Annotated in this window: 15 protein-coding genes and 1 pseudogene; 6 read left to right on the forward strand and 10 right to left on the reverse strand. The window is 62.5% G+C overall.

The window, feature by feature from the left end:
* Nucleotides 1–14: 14 nt before the first annotated feature.
* The 3 genes from RPS27_RS11860 (at nucleotide 15) to RPS27_RS11870 (ending at nucleotide 1075) form a co-directional block, all read left to right on the forward strand.
* Nucleotides 15–470, forward strand: coding sequence for an Hsp20 family protein (locus RPS27_RS11860; protein ID WP_028141969.1), 456 nt, complete (start codon nucleotides 15–17; stop codon nucleotides 468–470).
* Nucleotides 471–555: 85 nt separating this feature from the next.
* Complete coding sequence (locus tag RPS27_RS11865) at nucleotides 556–876, forward strand: hypothetical protein (RefSeq protein WP_028141970.1); 321 nt, start codon at nucleotides 556–558, stop codon at nucleotides 874–876.
* A 19-nt stretch (nucleotides 877–895) separates the two neighbouring features.
* Nucleotides 896–1075 (forward strand): hypothetical protein, encoded by a 180-nt coding sequence (locus RPS27_RS11870; RefSeq protein WP_028141971.1) that lies wholly within the window; start codon nucleotides 896–898, stop codon nucleotides 1073–1075.
* Nucleotides 1076–1634: 559 nt separating this feature from the next.
* On the opposite strand, the gene RPS27_RS11875 is transcribed toward RPS27_RS11870, so the two are convergent.
* From RPS27_RS11875 to RPS27_RS11900, 6 genes are all read right to left on the reverse strand, one after another.
* The gene (locus tag RPS27_RS11875; protein WP_049801903.1) at nucleotides 1635–3194 is read right to left on the reverse strand and encodes a response regulator; all 1560 of its coding nucleotides are present in this window, start codon (nucleotides 3192–3194) and stop codon (nucleotides 1635–1637) included.
* A gap of 222 nt (nucleotides 3195–3416) precedes the next feature.
* Nucleotides 3417–3908, reverse strand: a complete 492-nt coding sequence (locus tag RPS27_RS11880; protein WP_049801904.1) for a 2'-5' RNA ligase family protein — start codon at nucleotides 3906–3908, stop codon at nucleotides 3417–3419.
* A gap of 238 nt (nucleotides 3909–4146) precedes the next feature.
* Nucleotides 4147–4521, reverse strand: a complete 375-nt coding sequence (locus RPS27_RS11885; protein WP_049801905.1) for a response regulator — start codon at nucleotides 4519–4521, stop codon at nucleotides 4147–4149.
* 2 nt (nucleotides 4522–4523) lie between these two features.
* Complete coding sequence (locus RPS27_RS11890; protein WP_028141974.1) at nucleotides 4524–6200, reverse strand: sensor histidine kinase; 1677 nt, start codon at nucleotides 6198–6200, stop codon at nucleotides 4524–4526.
* A 158-nt stretch (nucleotides 6201–6358) separates the two neighbouring features.
* Entirely contained in the window at nucleotides 6359–6568 is a 210-nt protein-coding gene (locus tag RPS27_RS11895; protein WP_313754016.1) for a hypothetical protein, read from the reverse strand.
* Nucleotides 6569–6969: 401 nt separating this feature from the next.
* The gene (locus RPS27_RS11900) at nucleotides 6970–7239 is read right to left on the reverse strand and encodes a hypothetical protein (RefSeq protein WP_028141975.1); all 270 of its coding nucleotides are present in this window, start codon (nucleotides 7237–7239) and stop codon (nucleotides 6970–6972) included.
* Nucleotides 7240–7483: 244 nt separating this feature from the next.
* On the opposite strand from RPS27_RS11900, the gene RPS27_RS11905 reads away from it, so the two are divergent.
* Nucleotides 7484–9172: a recombinase family protein gene (locus RPS27_RS11905; RefSeq protein WP_313754017.1), complete on the forward strand. Its 1689-nt coding sequence runs from the start codon at nucleotides 7484–7486 to the stop codon at nucleotides 9170–9172.
* A 217-nt stretch (nucleotides 9173–9389) separates the two neighbouring features.
* Here the strand turns inward: RPS27_RS11905 and RPS27_RS11910 are convergent, their stop codons facing one another.
* From RPS27_RS11910 to RPS27_RS11925, 4 genes and pseudogenes are all read right to left on the reverse strand, one after another.
* A complete protein-coding gene (locus tag RPS27_RS11910) occupies nucleotides 9390–11546 on the reverse strand; it encodes an exonuclease domain-containing protein (RefSeq protein ID WP_313754018.1) in 2157 nt (718 codons plus the stop codon).
* A gap of 75 nt (nucleotides 11547–11621) precedes the next feature.
* Nucleotides 11622–11795: pseudogene (locus RPS27_RS11915) on the reverse strand (SOS response-associated peptidase); the annotation flags it as partial.
* A 120-nt stretch (nucleotides 11796–11915) separates the two neighbouring features.
* A complete protein-coding gene (locus tag RPS27_RS11920; protein WP_313754019.1) occupies nucleotides 11916–12143 on the reverse strand; it encodes a hypothetical protein in 228 nt (75 codons plus the stop codon).
* 143 nt (nucleotides 12144–12286) lie between these two features.
* Entirely contained in the window at nucleotides 12287–12973 is a 687-nt protein-coding gene (locus RPS27_RS11925) for a hypothetical protein (protein ID WP_313754020.1), read from the reverse strand.
* Nucleotides 12974–13643: 670 nt separating this feature from the next.
* On the opposite strand from RPS27_RS11925, the gene RPS27_RS11930 reads away from it, so the two are divergent.
* On the forward strand, nucleotides 13644–13961 hold the full coding sequence (locus tag RPS27_RS11930) for a hypothetical protein (protein ID WP_313754021.1): 318 nt from the start codon (nucleotides 13644–13646) through the stop codon (nucleotides 13959–13961).
* A gap of 17 nt (nucleotides 13962–13978) precedes the next feature.
* Nucleotides 13979–14557 (forward strand): hypothetical protein, encoded by a 579-nt coding sequence (locus RPS27_RS11935; protein WP_313754022.1) that lies wholly within the window; start codon nucleotides 13979–13981, stop codon nucleotides 14555–14557.
* Nucleotides 14558–14573 lie beyond the last annotated feature (16 nt).

Below are 14573 nucleotides of genomic sequence, written 5' to 3' on the forward strand. Positions count from 1 at the left end.
TGGAGGATCTGGCTATGCGCACTGTAGATTTTTCGCCCTTGTTCCGGTCGGCCATCGGCTTCGACCGTCTTTTCGATCTCGCCGAAGCCGCCCAGCGCGTGGGCGAGGAAAGCTATCCCCCCTACAACATCGAACGCCTCGACGAGAACCGCTTCCAGATCTCCGTCGCGCTCGCCGGTTTCAAACCGGATGAAGTCGATCTGACGGTCGAGCAGAACATCCTTACGCTGGAGAGCCGCAAGAACGACAGGGAAGAGCGTACCTTCCTGCATCGCGGCATCTCGGCCCGCAACTTCAAGCGCCAGTTCACGCTCGCCGACCACGTCGAGGTCAAGGGCGCAGCGTTCGAGAACGGCCTGCTGGTCATCGACCTGCAGCGGGAGATTCCCGAAGCGAAGAAGCCCCGCCGCATCGCAATCGGCGGCGCCGTGCCGAGCAACGTGACTCAGATCGAATCTAAAGCCGCCTGACCGGACACAGGCGCTTGGAGTCGCCGGCCGCGCGGTTTGTCCCGCGCGGCCTCCTCCTAACTCGTCTTCAGAAATGGAGCCAGCCATGCGGCCGACGACCGCACGCGACGACAACGTCATCGATCTCAACGCCGTCCTGCATCCAGGCACGGTATTCGAACATCCGCGGGACGTGGTCTCGCATCCCACGCTCACTTTCTCCGAGAAGAGGGCTATCCTGGCATCGTGGGCCTCCGACGCCTCCGCCATCGCGTCCTGCCCGTCGCTGCGGGCGCCCGAGGGTTTGAGGGCCCCCGTTACGATCGACGAGATCTTGGAGGCGCTTTGTGCGTTAGACGGTAGTCCTCGCAATCCGCCCGGCGGCAAGCCTATGCGCCTGAGGCCGGTCGACCGCGCTGCTGCCTAAGACAGGGGAGAAAATGCAGATGACGGATCTGTCGCAAGACAAGCCTGAAGCCATCGAGCCGGATGTCGCACGCGAACTACAACGGCAGGTCGCAGAGTGGAAGGCGATGCGGGCTCCGCTGCGGTCGCGCACCGCCTCCGGCGTGCAGGTCGAACGTCGGTTCAAACGCCGGCCTGTCACAGCCGCGCTACAGGTTTGACGAACCGATGAACGCCGCCTTGACCGTATGCGCCGCGCGCCATGCCCCGCTTCTTTTTCGATGCGACCGATCGATCAGGGCGCCTCGTCCGGGACGAGGTGGGCGAGCAGCCGACCGACGACGCTGCGGCCTGCCAGGAGGCGTTATCGCAGACCCTGAGCATCGAGCATTCGCTCTGGCCGGGAGGCACCTGGTGCAGGGACAGTCCGCGACGGCAAACGCGTGGTCTTCGAGTTCACTTGCAGAGCCGAACAATCTCGTCAGCGGAATACTGGTACCGGGATCGAGCGGCAGATGGAGCAATTCTGAATTTTGCCGCCGACCCGAGGTCCGGGAGGACGCTAGTCGGTTGGCGGATTTGAAGCCATGGCTTTCTCCAGCTCTCCTATCAGTACCTTGAAGTGCTGGGCGAGACGGCCAAAGAGCTCGCGCTTCTTGGGGCAGTGGCGAGATCCCGGATCATCTCGCACTCCACAAGCTGGATTCGAAGCTTTTCGAGATGCAGCTGGATATCCTGCATGGCGGTCTAGCGTGGTTTGCGGCGGCTCACGGCAAAGCATTATGACCGTCCGGCGGCACTCTTCAAGAGTTCGGCGATGGCCGCCTGCAGGTCGGCCACTCTGAACGGCTTGTGTAGGATCCGCGACCGCTCCCCCTGGACCGAACTGACGGCGGCGCTTTCGGAATAGCCGCTCGCGAAGATGATCGGCAGTTCAGGCAGACGCTCGCGGGCCTGCCTGGCCACTTCCGCTCCGTTCATTCCGGGCATCGCAAAGTCCAGGATCAAGACATCGGGAATGACCCTCTCCAATGTCCGGAGCGCGGCAGCGCCGTCATCGGCGACGATCGGTTCGTACCCCAGACTATCCAGCGAGTCCTTCAGGAAGGCGCGGACGTCGGGATCGTCGTCCACGACGAGAACCGTCGCCTGCGGGGCCTCGCCGGCCGCCGGGAGTCTCGGTTGTTGCTCGTCGCGGGATCGTCCGTCGGTCCTGCGGAGATAGAGCCGGACCGTCGTGCCGGCGCCTGGGGTGCTGTCGATCCGTACTGTGCCGCCGGACTGGTGCAGCGTGCCGTATACCTGACTCAGCCCGAGGCCCGTGCCTTTGCCGGTCTCCTTGGTGGTGAAGAAGGGTTCGAAGGCCCGCTCGGCGACTTCGGGCGTCATGCCGGTGCCGAAGTCCTTGACCGCCAGCTCCACGTAGTCACCGTCCGGAAGCTCGGCATCGCCTTGCAGAGGGCGCAGCCTGGTGGTGATGAGAATTTCACCGCCGTTCGGCATCGCGTCTCTGGCGTTCAAGGCGAGGTTCAGCACCGCCATTTCGAGTTGGACCTGGTCGCCCTCGACGCGCAGTCCATCGGTCTTGAGATCGGTGCGGATTTGAATGGTCGGCCCGATGCTTCGGCGCAGCATGTCCACGAATCCGTCGACCGCCTTCGAGATGTCGATCGGTGCGATCTCCAGCTTCTGGGTCCGCGAGAAGGAGAGCAACTGGCTTGCGAGCCGGGCTCCCCTCTCTGCGGCCTTCAGGCCTGCGCCTGCCCAGCGGCTCACGCGGCCAGGGTCGTCCGGCTTCCGGCTGATGAGATCGAGACTACCGGTGATGCCTTGCAGGAGATTGTTAAAGTCGTGCGCGATCCCCCCGGTCAGTCGCCCGACCGCTTCCATCTTCTGCGCTTGGCGTAAGGCTGCGTGGACGACCTCGAGCTCGCGAGTACGTTCGGCGACTTTCTGCTCGAGGGTCCCGTTGAGTTCGCGCAGGGCTGCTTCCGCGCGCACGCGCTCGGTGGTCTCGGAAACGATGCAGAGCACGCCCCCGACGCCGCCATCCGCCTCGGGCACGGCAGAATAGGAAACGTCGAAATACACCGTCTCTCCGAAGCCGCGACGCTCGATGTAGAAGGGTCGGTCCTTGGCCGAAAAGGTCTTGCCGGTCTCCCGGACCCCCCGCAGCAGCGGCTCCAGATCGTCCCAGAGCTCCGCCCAGTTCTCCCGAGCGGGGCGCCCCAGCGCCTTCGGGTGTTTGTCACCGATGGTGGGCGCGTACGCGTCGTTGTAGAGGGCGACGAATTCCGGACCCCAGAACAGGACGATCTGCGCGTCCGCCCCCAGCATCATGGCTACGGTGGTCGCGAGGCTCGGGGACCAGCAGTGAGGCGGCCCCAGGGGTGATGTCGCCCAGACCGCGTCCCGATAATGGTCGCCCAGAGGCGTGTCGGGAAAACCGATCGGTCGGAGAGGAGCCGCCCCCATTGCGATTTACCGGTAAGATGATGCTCGGAATATAATTGGATCGTACTGCAACGCCGTCATAATTCCCGAAGGACGTTCTGGTTCCAATCAGGCCAGAGGCAGCCGCCGGACCGGTTTCCATGGGCCACCGAGATACTCCCAGATAAGCAGGCCCGTGACCGAACCCGGGCGCGGAGCAAACTCGCGTTCGAGTGCTCGATGCAGCTGGCGCGCAGCATCCGGGGCCACCTTGTTCTGTATCGTGACATGTGGCCGCCAGGACTGGCTGTCTTGCCGCGAGAATGCGCCGCCCATGACGTCGCGAGCTCTCGCCCTTAACCGGTCGAGCTCCGAAGATTTGATCCGGACGGCGACGCCGAACCCGAGCAGGAAGGTAGCGTCGAACACGATGGGCACGGGAGCGGCCGGAAGCTCCATGACCTGCAGGCGCCCTGTCTGCGCCGACGACAGACGGTGAAACAGCGTGAGGTGAGCCGGCAGGACGTTCCGCTCCGGAGGAAAATGCTCGCGGCGAAGTCCGTCCAACCAGACGAAGCTGGTTTCGTCCAACTCGGCTGTCAGGATGAACGTCCGATCCATGCATAACCGCGATATAGCGACCGGTGCAGTTCAGCAACCTCAGTCCGGAATTCCGGGCACGCGCCGCCGATCGAACCGAGGACTTCGCAGAAATCCGCCACGGCTCGCACCCGCGCCTCGATCTCGACAAGAGGACGGAGGCCGAGGAGGCGCGGTGGGAGAGCGAGAGGGAAAACTCGAGGACGCGCTGCGGCGTTCAAGGGAATTGCGCCGGCAAGCGCGCTCCGGACCAGATTGGTCATCGTGTCAGCAGCTTGGCCAGGTGCGCGGCAAGCCTGGCTCGGGTCAAGGGCTTCTGCAGCACTGCGACCGGTCGGATGGCTTCGGCTCTCGCCAATGTCGATGGATCGGTATTCGCCGTTACGAAGATGGCTTCGATGCCGTAACGAGATCGAATCTCGAGCGCCGCGGCGATCCCATCAACGGCGCCTAGGAGCCTGATGTCCATCAGCACTATGTCCGGCCGCGCCTCGCCCGCGATCTGGATCGCCTGTTCGGCCGAAACTGCCGTTCCGACCACGGTGTGCCCCAACGATCTGACTTGGTCCTCCGCGTCGAGAGCGATGAAAAACTCGTCCTCGACGATCAACACCTTCAATTTTTTGGCGTCCACATTCACTCCTGAATCGGTTTGCCGGAATTGCGGACGATATGGGCGGCGGGTATCGTAAGCTCCCAGTGGATGCCGTGCGGCGTAAAGTCGAGCTTGGAAACTCCGTTCAGCGCGCGGGGAACGAGTTCGGTGATCACGCGGTGGCCAAATCCTTCGCGCTGCCGCTCGGACGGCGGACCATCGTGCTCACTCCACTCGAGTCGAACCCCGCCGTCCGCAAGCAGACTCCACGCGACGACGATCCGACCTCGGTCTGTCGACAGGGCCCCGTACTTCGAGGCGTTTGTCGCCAGCTCGTGGAGAGCGAATCCCACGTTCTGCACTGCCGATGTGTCGAGGAAAGCGGCTGGCCCGCTGATCTGGGCGCGCGCCTCGGCGCCGAACGTTTCCAGATGGGCATGGACGAGCTCGTTCATCCACGCGCCGCGCCAATTCTGCCGGAGAAGGAGGTCCTGCGATTGCGCAAGTCCTTGGATACGGCGGTCGAACTGGCCGATGAAGTCGTCGACCGTCGCGCTCTGACGTGCGGTCTGAAGAGCCATCCCCTTCACCACCGCAAGCTGGTTCTTCGCGCGGTGGGCGAGTTCGCGCATCAGGAAATCCGCGTGCCGTGCGCGCTCGTTCAAATCCTTGGACGCCTTCGACAGAGTTTCCGTCAAAACGTTCGCCTCGCGGAGCGACGTCCGTGCCGCGTGTACGTCCTCTCCGCGACCGACCGACGCGGCAGCACGCGTGGCCAGGTCCAAGGGAAGCGCCATGAGTCTTGCGAACAGATAGGCGAGCCCTCCTCCGAGAATGAGAGCCAGACCGACAAGAACAGCGGCAAAGAAAGCGCTTCGGTCGTAGGGCTCCTCTGCATGCGACCGGGGGACCGTGGCGGATATGAACCAGCCCGCACGCTCCGACCTCACCGTCGCGCGCAAGATACTTTGTCCGGCGATGTTTACTGCGGGGTAGACGCCGTCCGCACGTTTGGTCTGCTCGAACAGATCCGGCGGCAGTGGTTTGCCGACGTACTCGTCCTGCTGCCGCGAACGTGCAAGGACGACGCCATTCGTGTCGGTGACGCCGGCAAGCCAAGCCGGGTCGAGCCGAACCTCTTTCAATACATCGGCGATGTAGGCGGCCTGAAACGACATGATGAGGACGTAGCGCACGCGGTTGTCGCCGCCGAAGACCGGGACTTCCACATTAAACACCGGCAGGCCGTTCACGGACCCTTTGAACAAATTCGATATCTGCGCCTTCCCGCTGTCGATCACCCGTTGCGCGGTCACTGGATCCGACGTCGGCGGAAGGTCCGCCCCGTAATCCTTGAGCGTGTCGACAAGCTGCCGATAGGACGTGTCGATCAGGACGATCGCGGCTTTCGTAGGCTTCAACGCCAGTACCGCCTGGCGGTGGAACGCGTCGAGATCACCGCTTCGAAGCTCGGAAGAGGTCACCAGGGTCTCCAGAGTGATGAGCGAGCGATCGAGCTCTCGGTCCACGACGAACCGGAGGTTTTGGGCGACTTGCATGACCCTGCGCTCGATCTGAGCCTGCTCGATTGCGGCCATCCGGTTCAAACCGATGAACGCGACGAGGAGCAGCGGCAGGACCAGCGCAAGCGCGAACAGTCCGAGATAGGTTCGGATCCGTTGCGGGCGGACCGCAAAGCTAGGCAAATATCCCTTCATGCGATCGATGTCGCATGGCCTGAAATTCTTAAACCACGCATATGAACGCCCCCGGCCCCCTCCCCAAACGCGATTGGAGTTCCATGGTTCCATGCGATGCGATCCGAGACCTGCGGCCGTCGGGGTTGCCGCACGCTCGTTCGCCCACGGGTCGACTGCTAAGCGGACCTCTTTGTCATCTCTGCCAGAGCGGCCCTCGCGACGTCGGTCAACTCGCCGAGAGTCCTGTTTCCCTGCAGCGCGCTGTCGAGAAGTTTCTGAGCTGTGGCCTTCCGCAGTTCATGATCGCCGCCATGAGGCAGCGAGCGGCAGATCTCCTCCAGCACGACGTCAAGATTCGCCATGGTTCGCTCGTCGATCTGGGTCATAGCTCATCCCGTCCATCCTTGGGCGGCGCGACTGCGGGACCCCGGTCCTCTTGGCTATTGCTTGCCGCAACCAAACCGTCCAGCCGAGAAGCATTTTCGGCCTGACGTGCCTTCCTTAGCAGGACCTCCCGATCGGGACCGGGCGGGAGATTTGATGCCTGGTCGCTGACCTGTTTGGCGAAAGATGCGAGCCGATCCTGCAAAGATGTAGACTGCTTGAAACGACGCCTTTTCTGCACGGCACTACCCTCCCCTGCGCTACATCGGCCGAGACGACACTTGGCCGATTGGGCTTTCAAGGATCCAAAACCAGCGAATTGGCGAGCCGCGAAAAAGTTCCGGCGGTTAGCCCTCCGGCCCGATCGTTCCGGATGCGGGTCTTGTAGTCGGCGACGCGCTGGTCAGCCGACCCCGGGCAGACATTCCGGGCAAGTGTCGCCGACCGAGGCGAGCACCTCCCTGATCTCTGCGACCGCTTCGTCCGCGGACAGGCCGAACGGCGGATCCTGCTTTGCGATGTCGAAGGCGATTTCCCGCGCATGCGGGTCGGCCCGCTCCTTCGCCCAGCCGTGCTCCTCGCATTCATGGATGGCACCGGCTTCCTGCAGCACGTGGATCGCCCAGCCGCGCAGCGTCCGGATCGCCGGCCGTCTTTCCTTCGTCATCAGCATCGAGATAGCTCCTGCCGGTACGAATCCTTCCGCCCGCCCGCTCGTTCCGGGCGGTTAGCACGGGTCAGGGATTCGCAATCGGCAGAGCTGGGCATTTGTCCGCGTGTTCCCGCGGCGCTGTGCACAACCGGGTGCAGCGGCTGCCCCAGGGTGCCGGCTCTCGGCAGTTCGGACCGGGATTGCCATCCAGAACGCAGAGGGTGTATTGGCTGACACGGGTACCTCTAAGTCGTGGGAGAGGTGCATGGGTAATTGGCTTATTGTCCCCAAAGGGACGAGCCTGGCGAGGCGGACCCGAACGCGCCGGGCAGCGCAGTACGTCCGAATGTCGAGGGAGCTTCAGCGCTACTCGATCAAGAACCAGCTCGCAGCCATTGCCAGCTATGAGGCGAACACTCTCACGATCGTCCGCACTTATGCCGACGAAGGCCGCAGCGGTCTCCGGATCAAGGGGCGGCCTGGTCTCATCGAGCTGATCGACGACGTTCAGTCGGGACAAGCCGACTTCGACCACATCCTCGTCTACGACGTCAGTCGCTGGGGCCGCTTCCAGGACGTCGACGAGAGTGCCTATTACGAATTCCTGTGCAAGCGGAGCGGCGTCCAAGTCGAATACTGCGCGGAGCTCTTCAAAAACGACCGCACCTTCGTTTCCGGTATCGCCAAGAGTCTGAAGCGCGGCATGGCCGCAGAGTGGAGCCGGGAACTCTCGGTCAAGGTGCACGCTGGACACTGCCGAGTCGTAAGCCTGGGGTACCGCGTCGGCGCTCCCGTGGGCTACGGCCTCCGGCGCCTGATGGTCGACGAGAGCGAGCATCCGAAGGGCTTCCTCGAAAAGGGCCAGTTTAAGGCTTTGCAATCGGATCGCGTTCGACTACAGCCCGGCTCCGGTGAGGAGGCAGCCGTGGTCCGGATCATTTTTGATCAGTTCGTCAACGACCGGAAATCCTACAGCGACATCCGGCGCCAACTGAACGATGCCGGCATCGCCAATCACAACGGTCGGCCGTGGACCGACGGCATGATCCCGACCATCCTCGCGAACGAGAACTACATCGGCAAGACCATCTACAATAGCACCTCGCGACGTCTGGGACAGAAGCTCGTCAAGAATCCGGATCACGCATGGGTCCGAGGCGCAGCGGCTATCGAGCCTATCGTGGACCCTAGCATCTTCGCTCGAGCCCAGAAACTGCTGGCCGAACGGCGTGTGGAGATTCCAGAAGATGAGATGCTGGTGCGCCTTCGTCTCACGCTACGCCGCCGTGGAAAGCTCAATTCGCACATCATCAACACGACGCTTGGTCTCAATCACGTCTCGTCGTACGTGAAGCATTTCGGCTCGCTGCGGAAAGCCTACGCGCTGATCGGATACAAGTCGCCGCGGGATTGCGATTGGATCGACACCCGAGAGCATTGGGCCTCCGAACAGGCGAGGCACGCAACCGAGCTCGCGGAGGTGTTGCGAAACGACCTTGGACTTCGGCCGGAGCTCGCTCCGGACGGGATCGGCGTCGATGTCGAAGGCCGGCGGGTAGTTTCGTTTCTCGTCGCGCGACGGCTGGCGCGACGGGGAGAGGATCACGCTGCGCAATGGAAGGCCTATCGAAGGCAGATTTCATCGGGCCTGCTTGCCGTGATGCGGTTGGATGCGGCAAATCGCGAGATCGAGGATTACGCTCTACTGCCTGCCTCGTTGAGGTCGGGACGCTACGTCTGGCTCGCGTCAGGCTCCCTTCGTCGCCATCGCGGGGCGCTTTACCGGGAAAGGGGGGCACTGTTCGCGGCCATCAAAGCAACGCTGGCAAAAACCAACCGTGCCGACCCAACCAGTTCAGCATCGCCGAAAAAGCAATCGAAACCAGGCCGGCCCAAAGCCAAGGGCTTCGGCGGGCGGCGCTCACGGTGCGGAGATACAAAATCGCTCCGATGAGAGTGCCGTAGTTCCTTCGGAAGTCACCGTTCAGTTTCGCAATCTTGGACAGTTCCGAGGAGGTGTCGACGTCATTTGCCATCGGGCCGGCTCCGGTATCTGCGAGGACCAGCGCCTTATGAACCACTGTTTTGCCCGACGGCACAAGCAAAAATTCGTATTATCGGAATTGATCTAGAGGAATTGCTTCTCGGGGTCTGATGGAACTCTGAAGCTGCTACGCGGCTTGACCGATATCTCCTTCCTCGCTTCGCTTTTGATTGATGAGGTTCAACAACTGCGCCGAGGCCCGCGCGTCGCATAGGGCGCGGTGGTGATTGTCGAGCGATATGCCGTAGATCTCGCAGAGCTTTCCTAGTCCGTAGGACTTGTGTCCCGGATAGCGCCGCCGCATCCCGGCGCACGTGCAGAGCTTCGGAAATCTGAAGCGCCGCCCGATCCGCTCGAATTCGTGGGTGATGAAACCGTAGTCGAAGCTGACGTTGTGGGCGACGAAGATGCCGTCGGCCATGAACTGCATGAAGGAATCCGCGACTTCGGCGAACAAAGGCGCGCCGCGAACCATCTCGTTCGTGATGCCGGTCAGCTGGACGATCTTTGCCGGAATGGCACGCTGCGGGTTGAGGAGAGAGTGCCACTCGTCCACGACGCGGTGGTTCCGCACCTTCACCGCGCCGATCTCTGTGATACGGTCGCCGTTCGACCATGAGCCAGTGGTCTCAATGTCGACCACCACGTAATCCTGGTCGGGGTCGAAGCGGTAGTCGACCCGCCCGATCTCGGCCACGATACCGGCTTCGCCGAGCTGACGGAGACGGGTCAGTTGGTTGCGGCGGATCACATCGCCTTCCGCCTTGACCTCCATGAAGGACGCCTTGCCGGCTTGCACCAGCATGAGATCGGGGAAGCCGTCTCGCATCCCGCGGAAATCGTCGCACATGCTGCGGACGATGCTCGCGATGCCGACCGGATCGGTTCCTTCGAGCACGGCTCGCAGCGCCTCCACTTGCACGTGATCCCAACTGAAGATCCCGTTCGGGCGGCCCCATCTTGCTGCGACGGTGCGGAGGATCAACGGGAGGGCGGATCCGGACGCGATGGCCGCCAGTTTCTCCTCGATCGTCGCGGCAAAAAGCCGACGGAAGCTGCGATCCTTCAGGCAGTGAGGTAGCCAATCGAACCCGCTGGGCAGCCGCGTATTCTCGAAGAGCTCCTCCCAGAACAGCAGGCCGAATAGGGTGTGCCACAGCACGTTCTCGGTGAAGAAAACCTTCGTGCCCTCGCGCCGGAGCACGCCAGCGACGCCTGCCTCGGGATTGCCACGATGGGTGTCGTCCACGGTGATCGTTCGGCCGGACCGCAGAAGTTCAGTACAGAGACCTGTACGCCGTCCGCCGAACTTTCGGGCGTAGAAGTCGGTGGCGAAGAGGTGCTCCTCATCGCTGGCGGGATCATCGATCATCCGCTGCAGCAACGCTTCGGCATCGGCCTTGTCGCCCGTGTTGTAAAGCAGGCGAACCAAGCGCTCATTGCAGTCGGGAGAAGGCCCGGCACGGTAGAGCTGCCGGGCGAGATCGCTCTCGCTTGCTTTCTCGAAGAAAAGGCCCGTCTGATGCGCGGCTCGGCTGCGGAGATCGGCGGCGAACTCGGTCGGGCAGGCAGGGCCCGCCAGCACGTCGACGGCGGCCCGTCTGTGAACGGCTTCCGATCCCTCTTCCAGGCTGTCCAGCACCCGGCTGTAATGGAACGATGCGAGCGCCTCCTCGGCATCGGTGAAGCGTGCGCTGAACGAGGTCTCGCGATTGGTGCGGAGAATGCCCAAGTCGCGTAGCGCGAAGTTTTTTAGGTCTACCTCAGTCTTGCCGAAATAAAGGTAGAGCAGGAACTCGATCGGCCGCGTGCCATCGAGCGCGATGAAGTTGCGGGCGCCGCAGTGCTGCGCGGCGACGGAGAAAGGAATGCTCTGTAGATAATAATCGATGAACTTCGGCTTGGACCAGGATTTGCGGACGTCTCCTCGCCCGGCCGCCTGCGCTCCGGTGACGAGGATGTCCTTTGGCAGGCATGACACGAAGGCCGCATAGTCCGCTTCGCCGAGCTCCCGTGCGTGACTGGCCGCGATCAGATCGGATGCCGCCCGCTCGACGTCATCGATCTCGGGGTAGCTGAACAGGGATCGGTTGAATATGGCACCGCGCCTGTTGATCATCCGGACCAGCAGGCATCGCGCATCTCTCGGAAGGCCCTCGAACCGCGCAATGAAGGCGTGATGCTCCGGACCAAGCACGGGGGCGTACGTCCGCTGCACGAACCCGAGCATTTCGCCGAAGTGGTCGAGATAATAGTAGACCGGCAGTTGAGGCAGTTTGGCCAAGCGGACCTTCGCGGCAGGAATCGTTTGTTCTATTTTTGTTCGAGTACCGCCCCAAGAGTCAAGCGCTTCGACGGGCTACAGGTGACCAGAAGCGCGGACTTCGGCCGTCGCTGGCGCAGGGTCTTCCTTCACGCCACGGGCGACGATCCGGAGCGCCCCGTCCGGAAGCGGGCGCTGCAGCTTCAATGCTTCCTCTACGGGCGCGGTCATCCAGATCTCGACTTCCTCAGGCATCGTCAGAATCATGTCCCACAATGCACGAGGTGTTGCGGGCATCATCGAGAACTTGCAGCTTTGCTACCAGGACTTCGCTGCTCGGTCGTCAAACACTCGTTAGGTTCGCGATAACGGCAAGCTCCGATTCGGACGTCAGATCCGCTCGTTTAAGCGGCGATCAGCCTCGGCAATCGCTGCATCGACCTCTTTGATCAGGAACCGGATGCCCGGCGTCATATGTATCATGATCGCGTTGCCAGTGCGCTTGTAACCGCCCCCCGGGAAGACCTCGTAGGTGTTCCCGTAGACGCCTAGCCCGTGACCTGCGTCCTGGATCTTTACTGATGTGTCCCAGCACGAATACGTGCGCGGCTTACCCATCTATTACTCCTCTGAGCTCAACAAACATCTTGTCGCCACCTCACTCACTTTGTCGGCCGCCTTGTGAAGCGGCGACCTCTGGCCCTGTGTTACATTGCCAAAAGGGCCCGGGCCCGCGAGTGCTTTGAGCCGGGCCGCGCGGCCTACGCTGCGGGCGGCAGATTGGCCTGGGCCTTCCGGTCGGCATAGCTCATCCAACAACTTTCGTTGGGCGCCCGGAATTCGACGCTGGTCCGCAGGTTCTCAACGGACGTCACGACGTCGGCAAAATGGTCGACCGTAGAATCGTGACCGACTATCACGCTCCTGGAGTCGAAAGTCAGATCGTCCTTTCGCCAGCACCACGAGGTTTCCGGGCCGGTCGCAGGCGACAGAACATGGTCATTCCCCGGAACGCGCATGTACGAGCCGATCTCGCCGCCTAACAAGCCCACCAACGCAAGGCTGTTCGCTACGATCACAACTTCCTCAATGAGACCCTGCTCCGGATCGATCACGATCGCTCGTACGGTGACGGGCGGCTCGGGAGGCAGATCGACGGTCGTCCAACGAACCATCGTGACCACATGGGCGAGGCGAACGTGCGCCGGACCGCGCTCCCCCGGTCCGGTGCGCCGGCCCACGATCAGGCCAGGTCCGGCAATCGGCCGAGATCCTCCGATGGTGAAAGCCATCGTGTCCCCCCTGACTCCCGCGAACAATACGTCGCCCTTCGGAAACTTGGCGACCACCCGCGGCCTCTCGCCGAAGTAGTCGCTCAGCCGCGCTTCCGGACTGATGTCGATTCTCGCGATCGACTTCGTAGTTGGATCGATCAAGATCGCTTTCATGCTGTTCCCGCGAGCACATCCAATTTCAGGACCGCCGGGTTTATTTGGTCGGCGGCCGATCATCACAATGGCTGGATAAAAGGCGGCGGGCAAACTGCAGTGGGAAGCTAAGCTCTCAAGATGGGCCGATAGGGAATTGTCCCCAACGAAATTTCAGCCGACGATTTCGCTAGGGTGGGTCTTGGAAAGCGGTCGCGCCGTTCCCTTTCAATCTGAAATCGCCCTGCGAGTGTAACGTCGCAGCGTGATATACGATAGCAGCGGCGGGGGTCACCGGGCACGGCCACTCCCGGAGAGCGACCGGGCGATGACAACTGCCACTGCGGTAACGACCGACATGGGACGTGATTTCAGGGCCCGCAAAACAATTTGCGATTCTTGGGTTTTCCTGAGTCGATCTCCGCTCTGGGCCGCCCTCAGCCTGAGCTTATTTCTTTGCCGTCAAGGCTACGTCGTCCTTGTTACTGTCCGGCAGGGCGGGCCGAGGCTGGTCCGCCCTATGATCGCTTCGGCCCGTCTGCGCGTCCCGACACAGAGCAGCCGATCCCAGCGACCTTATATTCTCACGACATCCAAGAATCTTAATCAGATTCGGCCTCCCCAAAAATGTTCCGTGCTATGTAATTTTTAATGTGATTTATCACATATACAGAATTTTTGCGGAGGACGGTTGCGGTACCGAAAGTATATCGAGAGCGACGCCTGGCGTTCGAACCCGGCCAGACTGGCCGAGCTGGCCGCATCGCGGGGACGCTGCCGGCTCTGCTCGGCGCGGGCCTCGCGTGGCTGGCGTATCGAGGTGCACCATGCGACTTACCGCCGACTGGGCCGCGAACGCCGTGTAGATCTGATCGCGCTCTGCAGCTGCTGCCACCGCGACGTCGAAACCTTTCTGCGCCGGCGCCGCTACGCAAGGCGCGTTCCCTTGCGCCGCGACGTCGTCCGCGTGCACGACTTCCGAAGGCCGCTCGTCGACCCCACCCGCTAGAGCAGGAGCCCATCACTATGGATTGCGAAACCATCGACCTCCGCCTGACCGGCACGAAAAGGTTGCTTATGCACAATGGGCAGCTTGCGGATCCGCTGGCGGACGCGACCAAGGCGCTGGCACGTCTCACCGGTAAGAGTGCCAAGACGGAAGCCGATCATCTGGAAATCGGCCGCATCGAATGGAACGGCAGCCTCTGGCTCGAGGGCGGCCGTGCCTGCGTCCCCGCGGAAGCGCTCATCGCAACTTTCGTGGGTGCTGCCCGGACGCGCAAGCGCGGCGACGGAGCACGCGCACGCGCCGGCCTGGTCGTCACCGAGAACGCGCTGCTCGACTATCCTGGCCCGCGGGACCTGGACCAGTTGTGGCTGAACCCGGCGTTCCGCCTGCGCACGGCCGTCCGGGTCAAGGGCTCGAGAACCATGAGAACCAGGCCCCGCTTCGACGACTGGAGCCTGCGCTTCACCGCGCGATACCTGCCCACCGTGCTCGGCCGCGACGAGGTGGTCGAGCTCTACCGTATCGCCGGTTTCATGTGCGGGCTTGGAGATTGGCGTCCGCTCAACGGCACGTTCGAGGTCGAGGTGATGTCGTGAAGGATTCGCGGGTGGG

This window comes from Bradyrhizobium sp. WYCCWR 12699 (genome assembly GCF_032144035.1).
Classification (GTDB): domain Bacteria; phylum Pseudomonadota; class Alphaproteobacteria; order Rhizobiales; family Xanthobacteraceae; genus Bradyrhizobium.

Bases quoted from the DNA above. Each gene is read 5' to 3' on its own strand.
- RPS27_RS11860 (WP_028141969.1), top strand. From the start codon at position 15: ATGCGCACTGTAGATTTTTCGCCCTTGTTCCGGTCGGCCATCGGCTTC.
- RPS27_RS11865 (WP_028141970.1), top strand. From the start codon at position 556: ATGCGGCCGACGACCGCACGCGACGACAACGTCATCGATCTCAACGCC.
- RPS27_RS11870 (WP_028141971.1), top strand. From the start codon at position 896: ATGACGGATCTGTCGCAAGACAAGCCTGAAGCCATCGAGCCGGATGTC.
- RPS27_RS11875 (WP_049801903.1), bottom strand. From the start codon at position 3,194: ATGATGCTGGGGGCGGACGCGCAGATCGTCCTGTTCTGGGGTCCGGAA.
- RPS27_RS11880 (WP_049801904.1), bottom strand. From the start codon at position 3,908: ATGGATCGGACGTTCATCCTGACAGCCGAGTTGGACGAAACCAGCTTC.
- RPS27_RS11890 (WP_028141974.1), bottom strand. From the start codon at position 6,200: ATGAAGGGATATTTGCCTAGCTTTGCGGTCCGCCCGCAACGGATCCGA.
- RPS27_RS11895 (WP_313754016.1), bottom strand. From the start codon at position 6,568: ATGACCCAGATCGACGAGCGAACCATGGCGAATCTTGACGTCGTGCTG.
- RPS27_RS11900 (WP_028141975.1), bottom strand. From the start codon at position 7,239: ATGCTGATGACGAAGGAAAGACGGCCGGCGATCCGGACGCTGCGCGGC.
- RPS27_RS11905 (WP_313754017.1), top strand. From the start codon at position 7,484: ATGGGTAATTGGCTTATTGTCCCCAAAGGGACGAGCCTGGCGAGGCGG.
- RPS27_RS11920 (WP_313754019.1), bottom strand. From the start codon at position 12,143: ATGGGTAAGCCGCGCACGTATTCGTGCTGGGACACATCAGTAAAGATC.
- RPS27_RS11925 (WP_313754020.1), bottom strand. From the start codon at position 12,973: ATGAAAGCGATCTTGATCGATCCAACTACGAAGTCGATCGCGAGAATC.
- RPS27_RS11935 (WP_313754022.1), top strand. From the start codon at position 13,979: ATGGATTGCGAAACCATCGACCTCCGCCTGACCGGCACGAAAAGGTTG.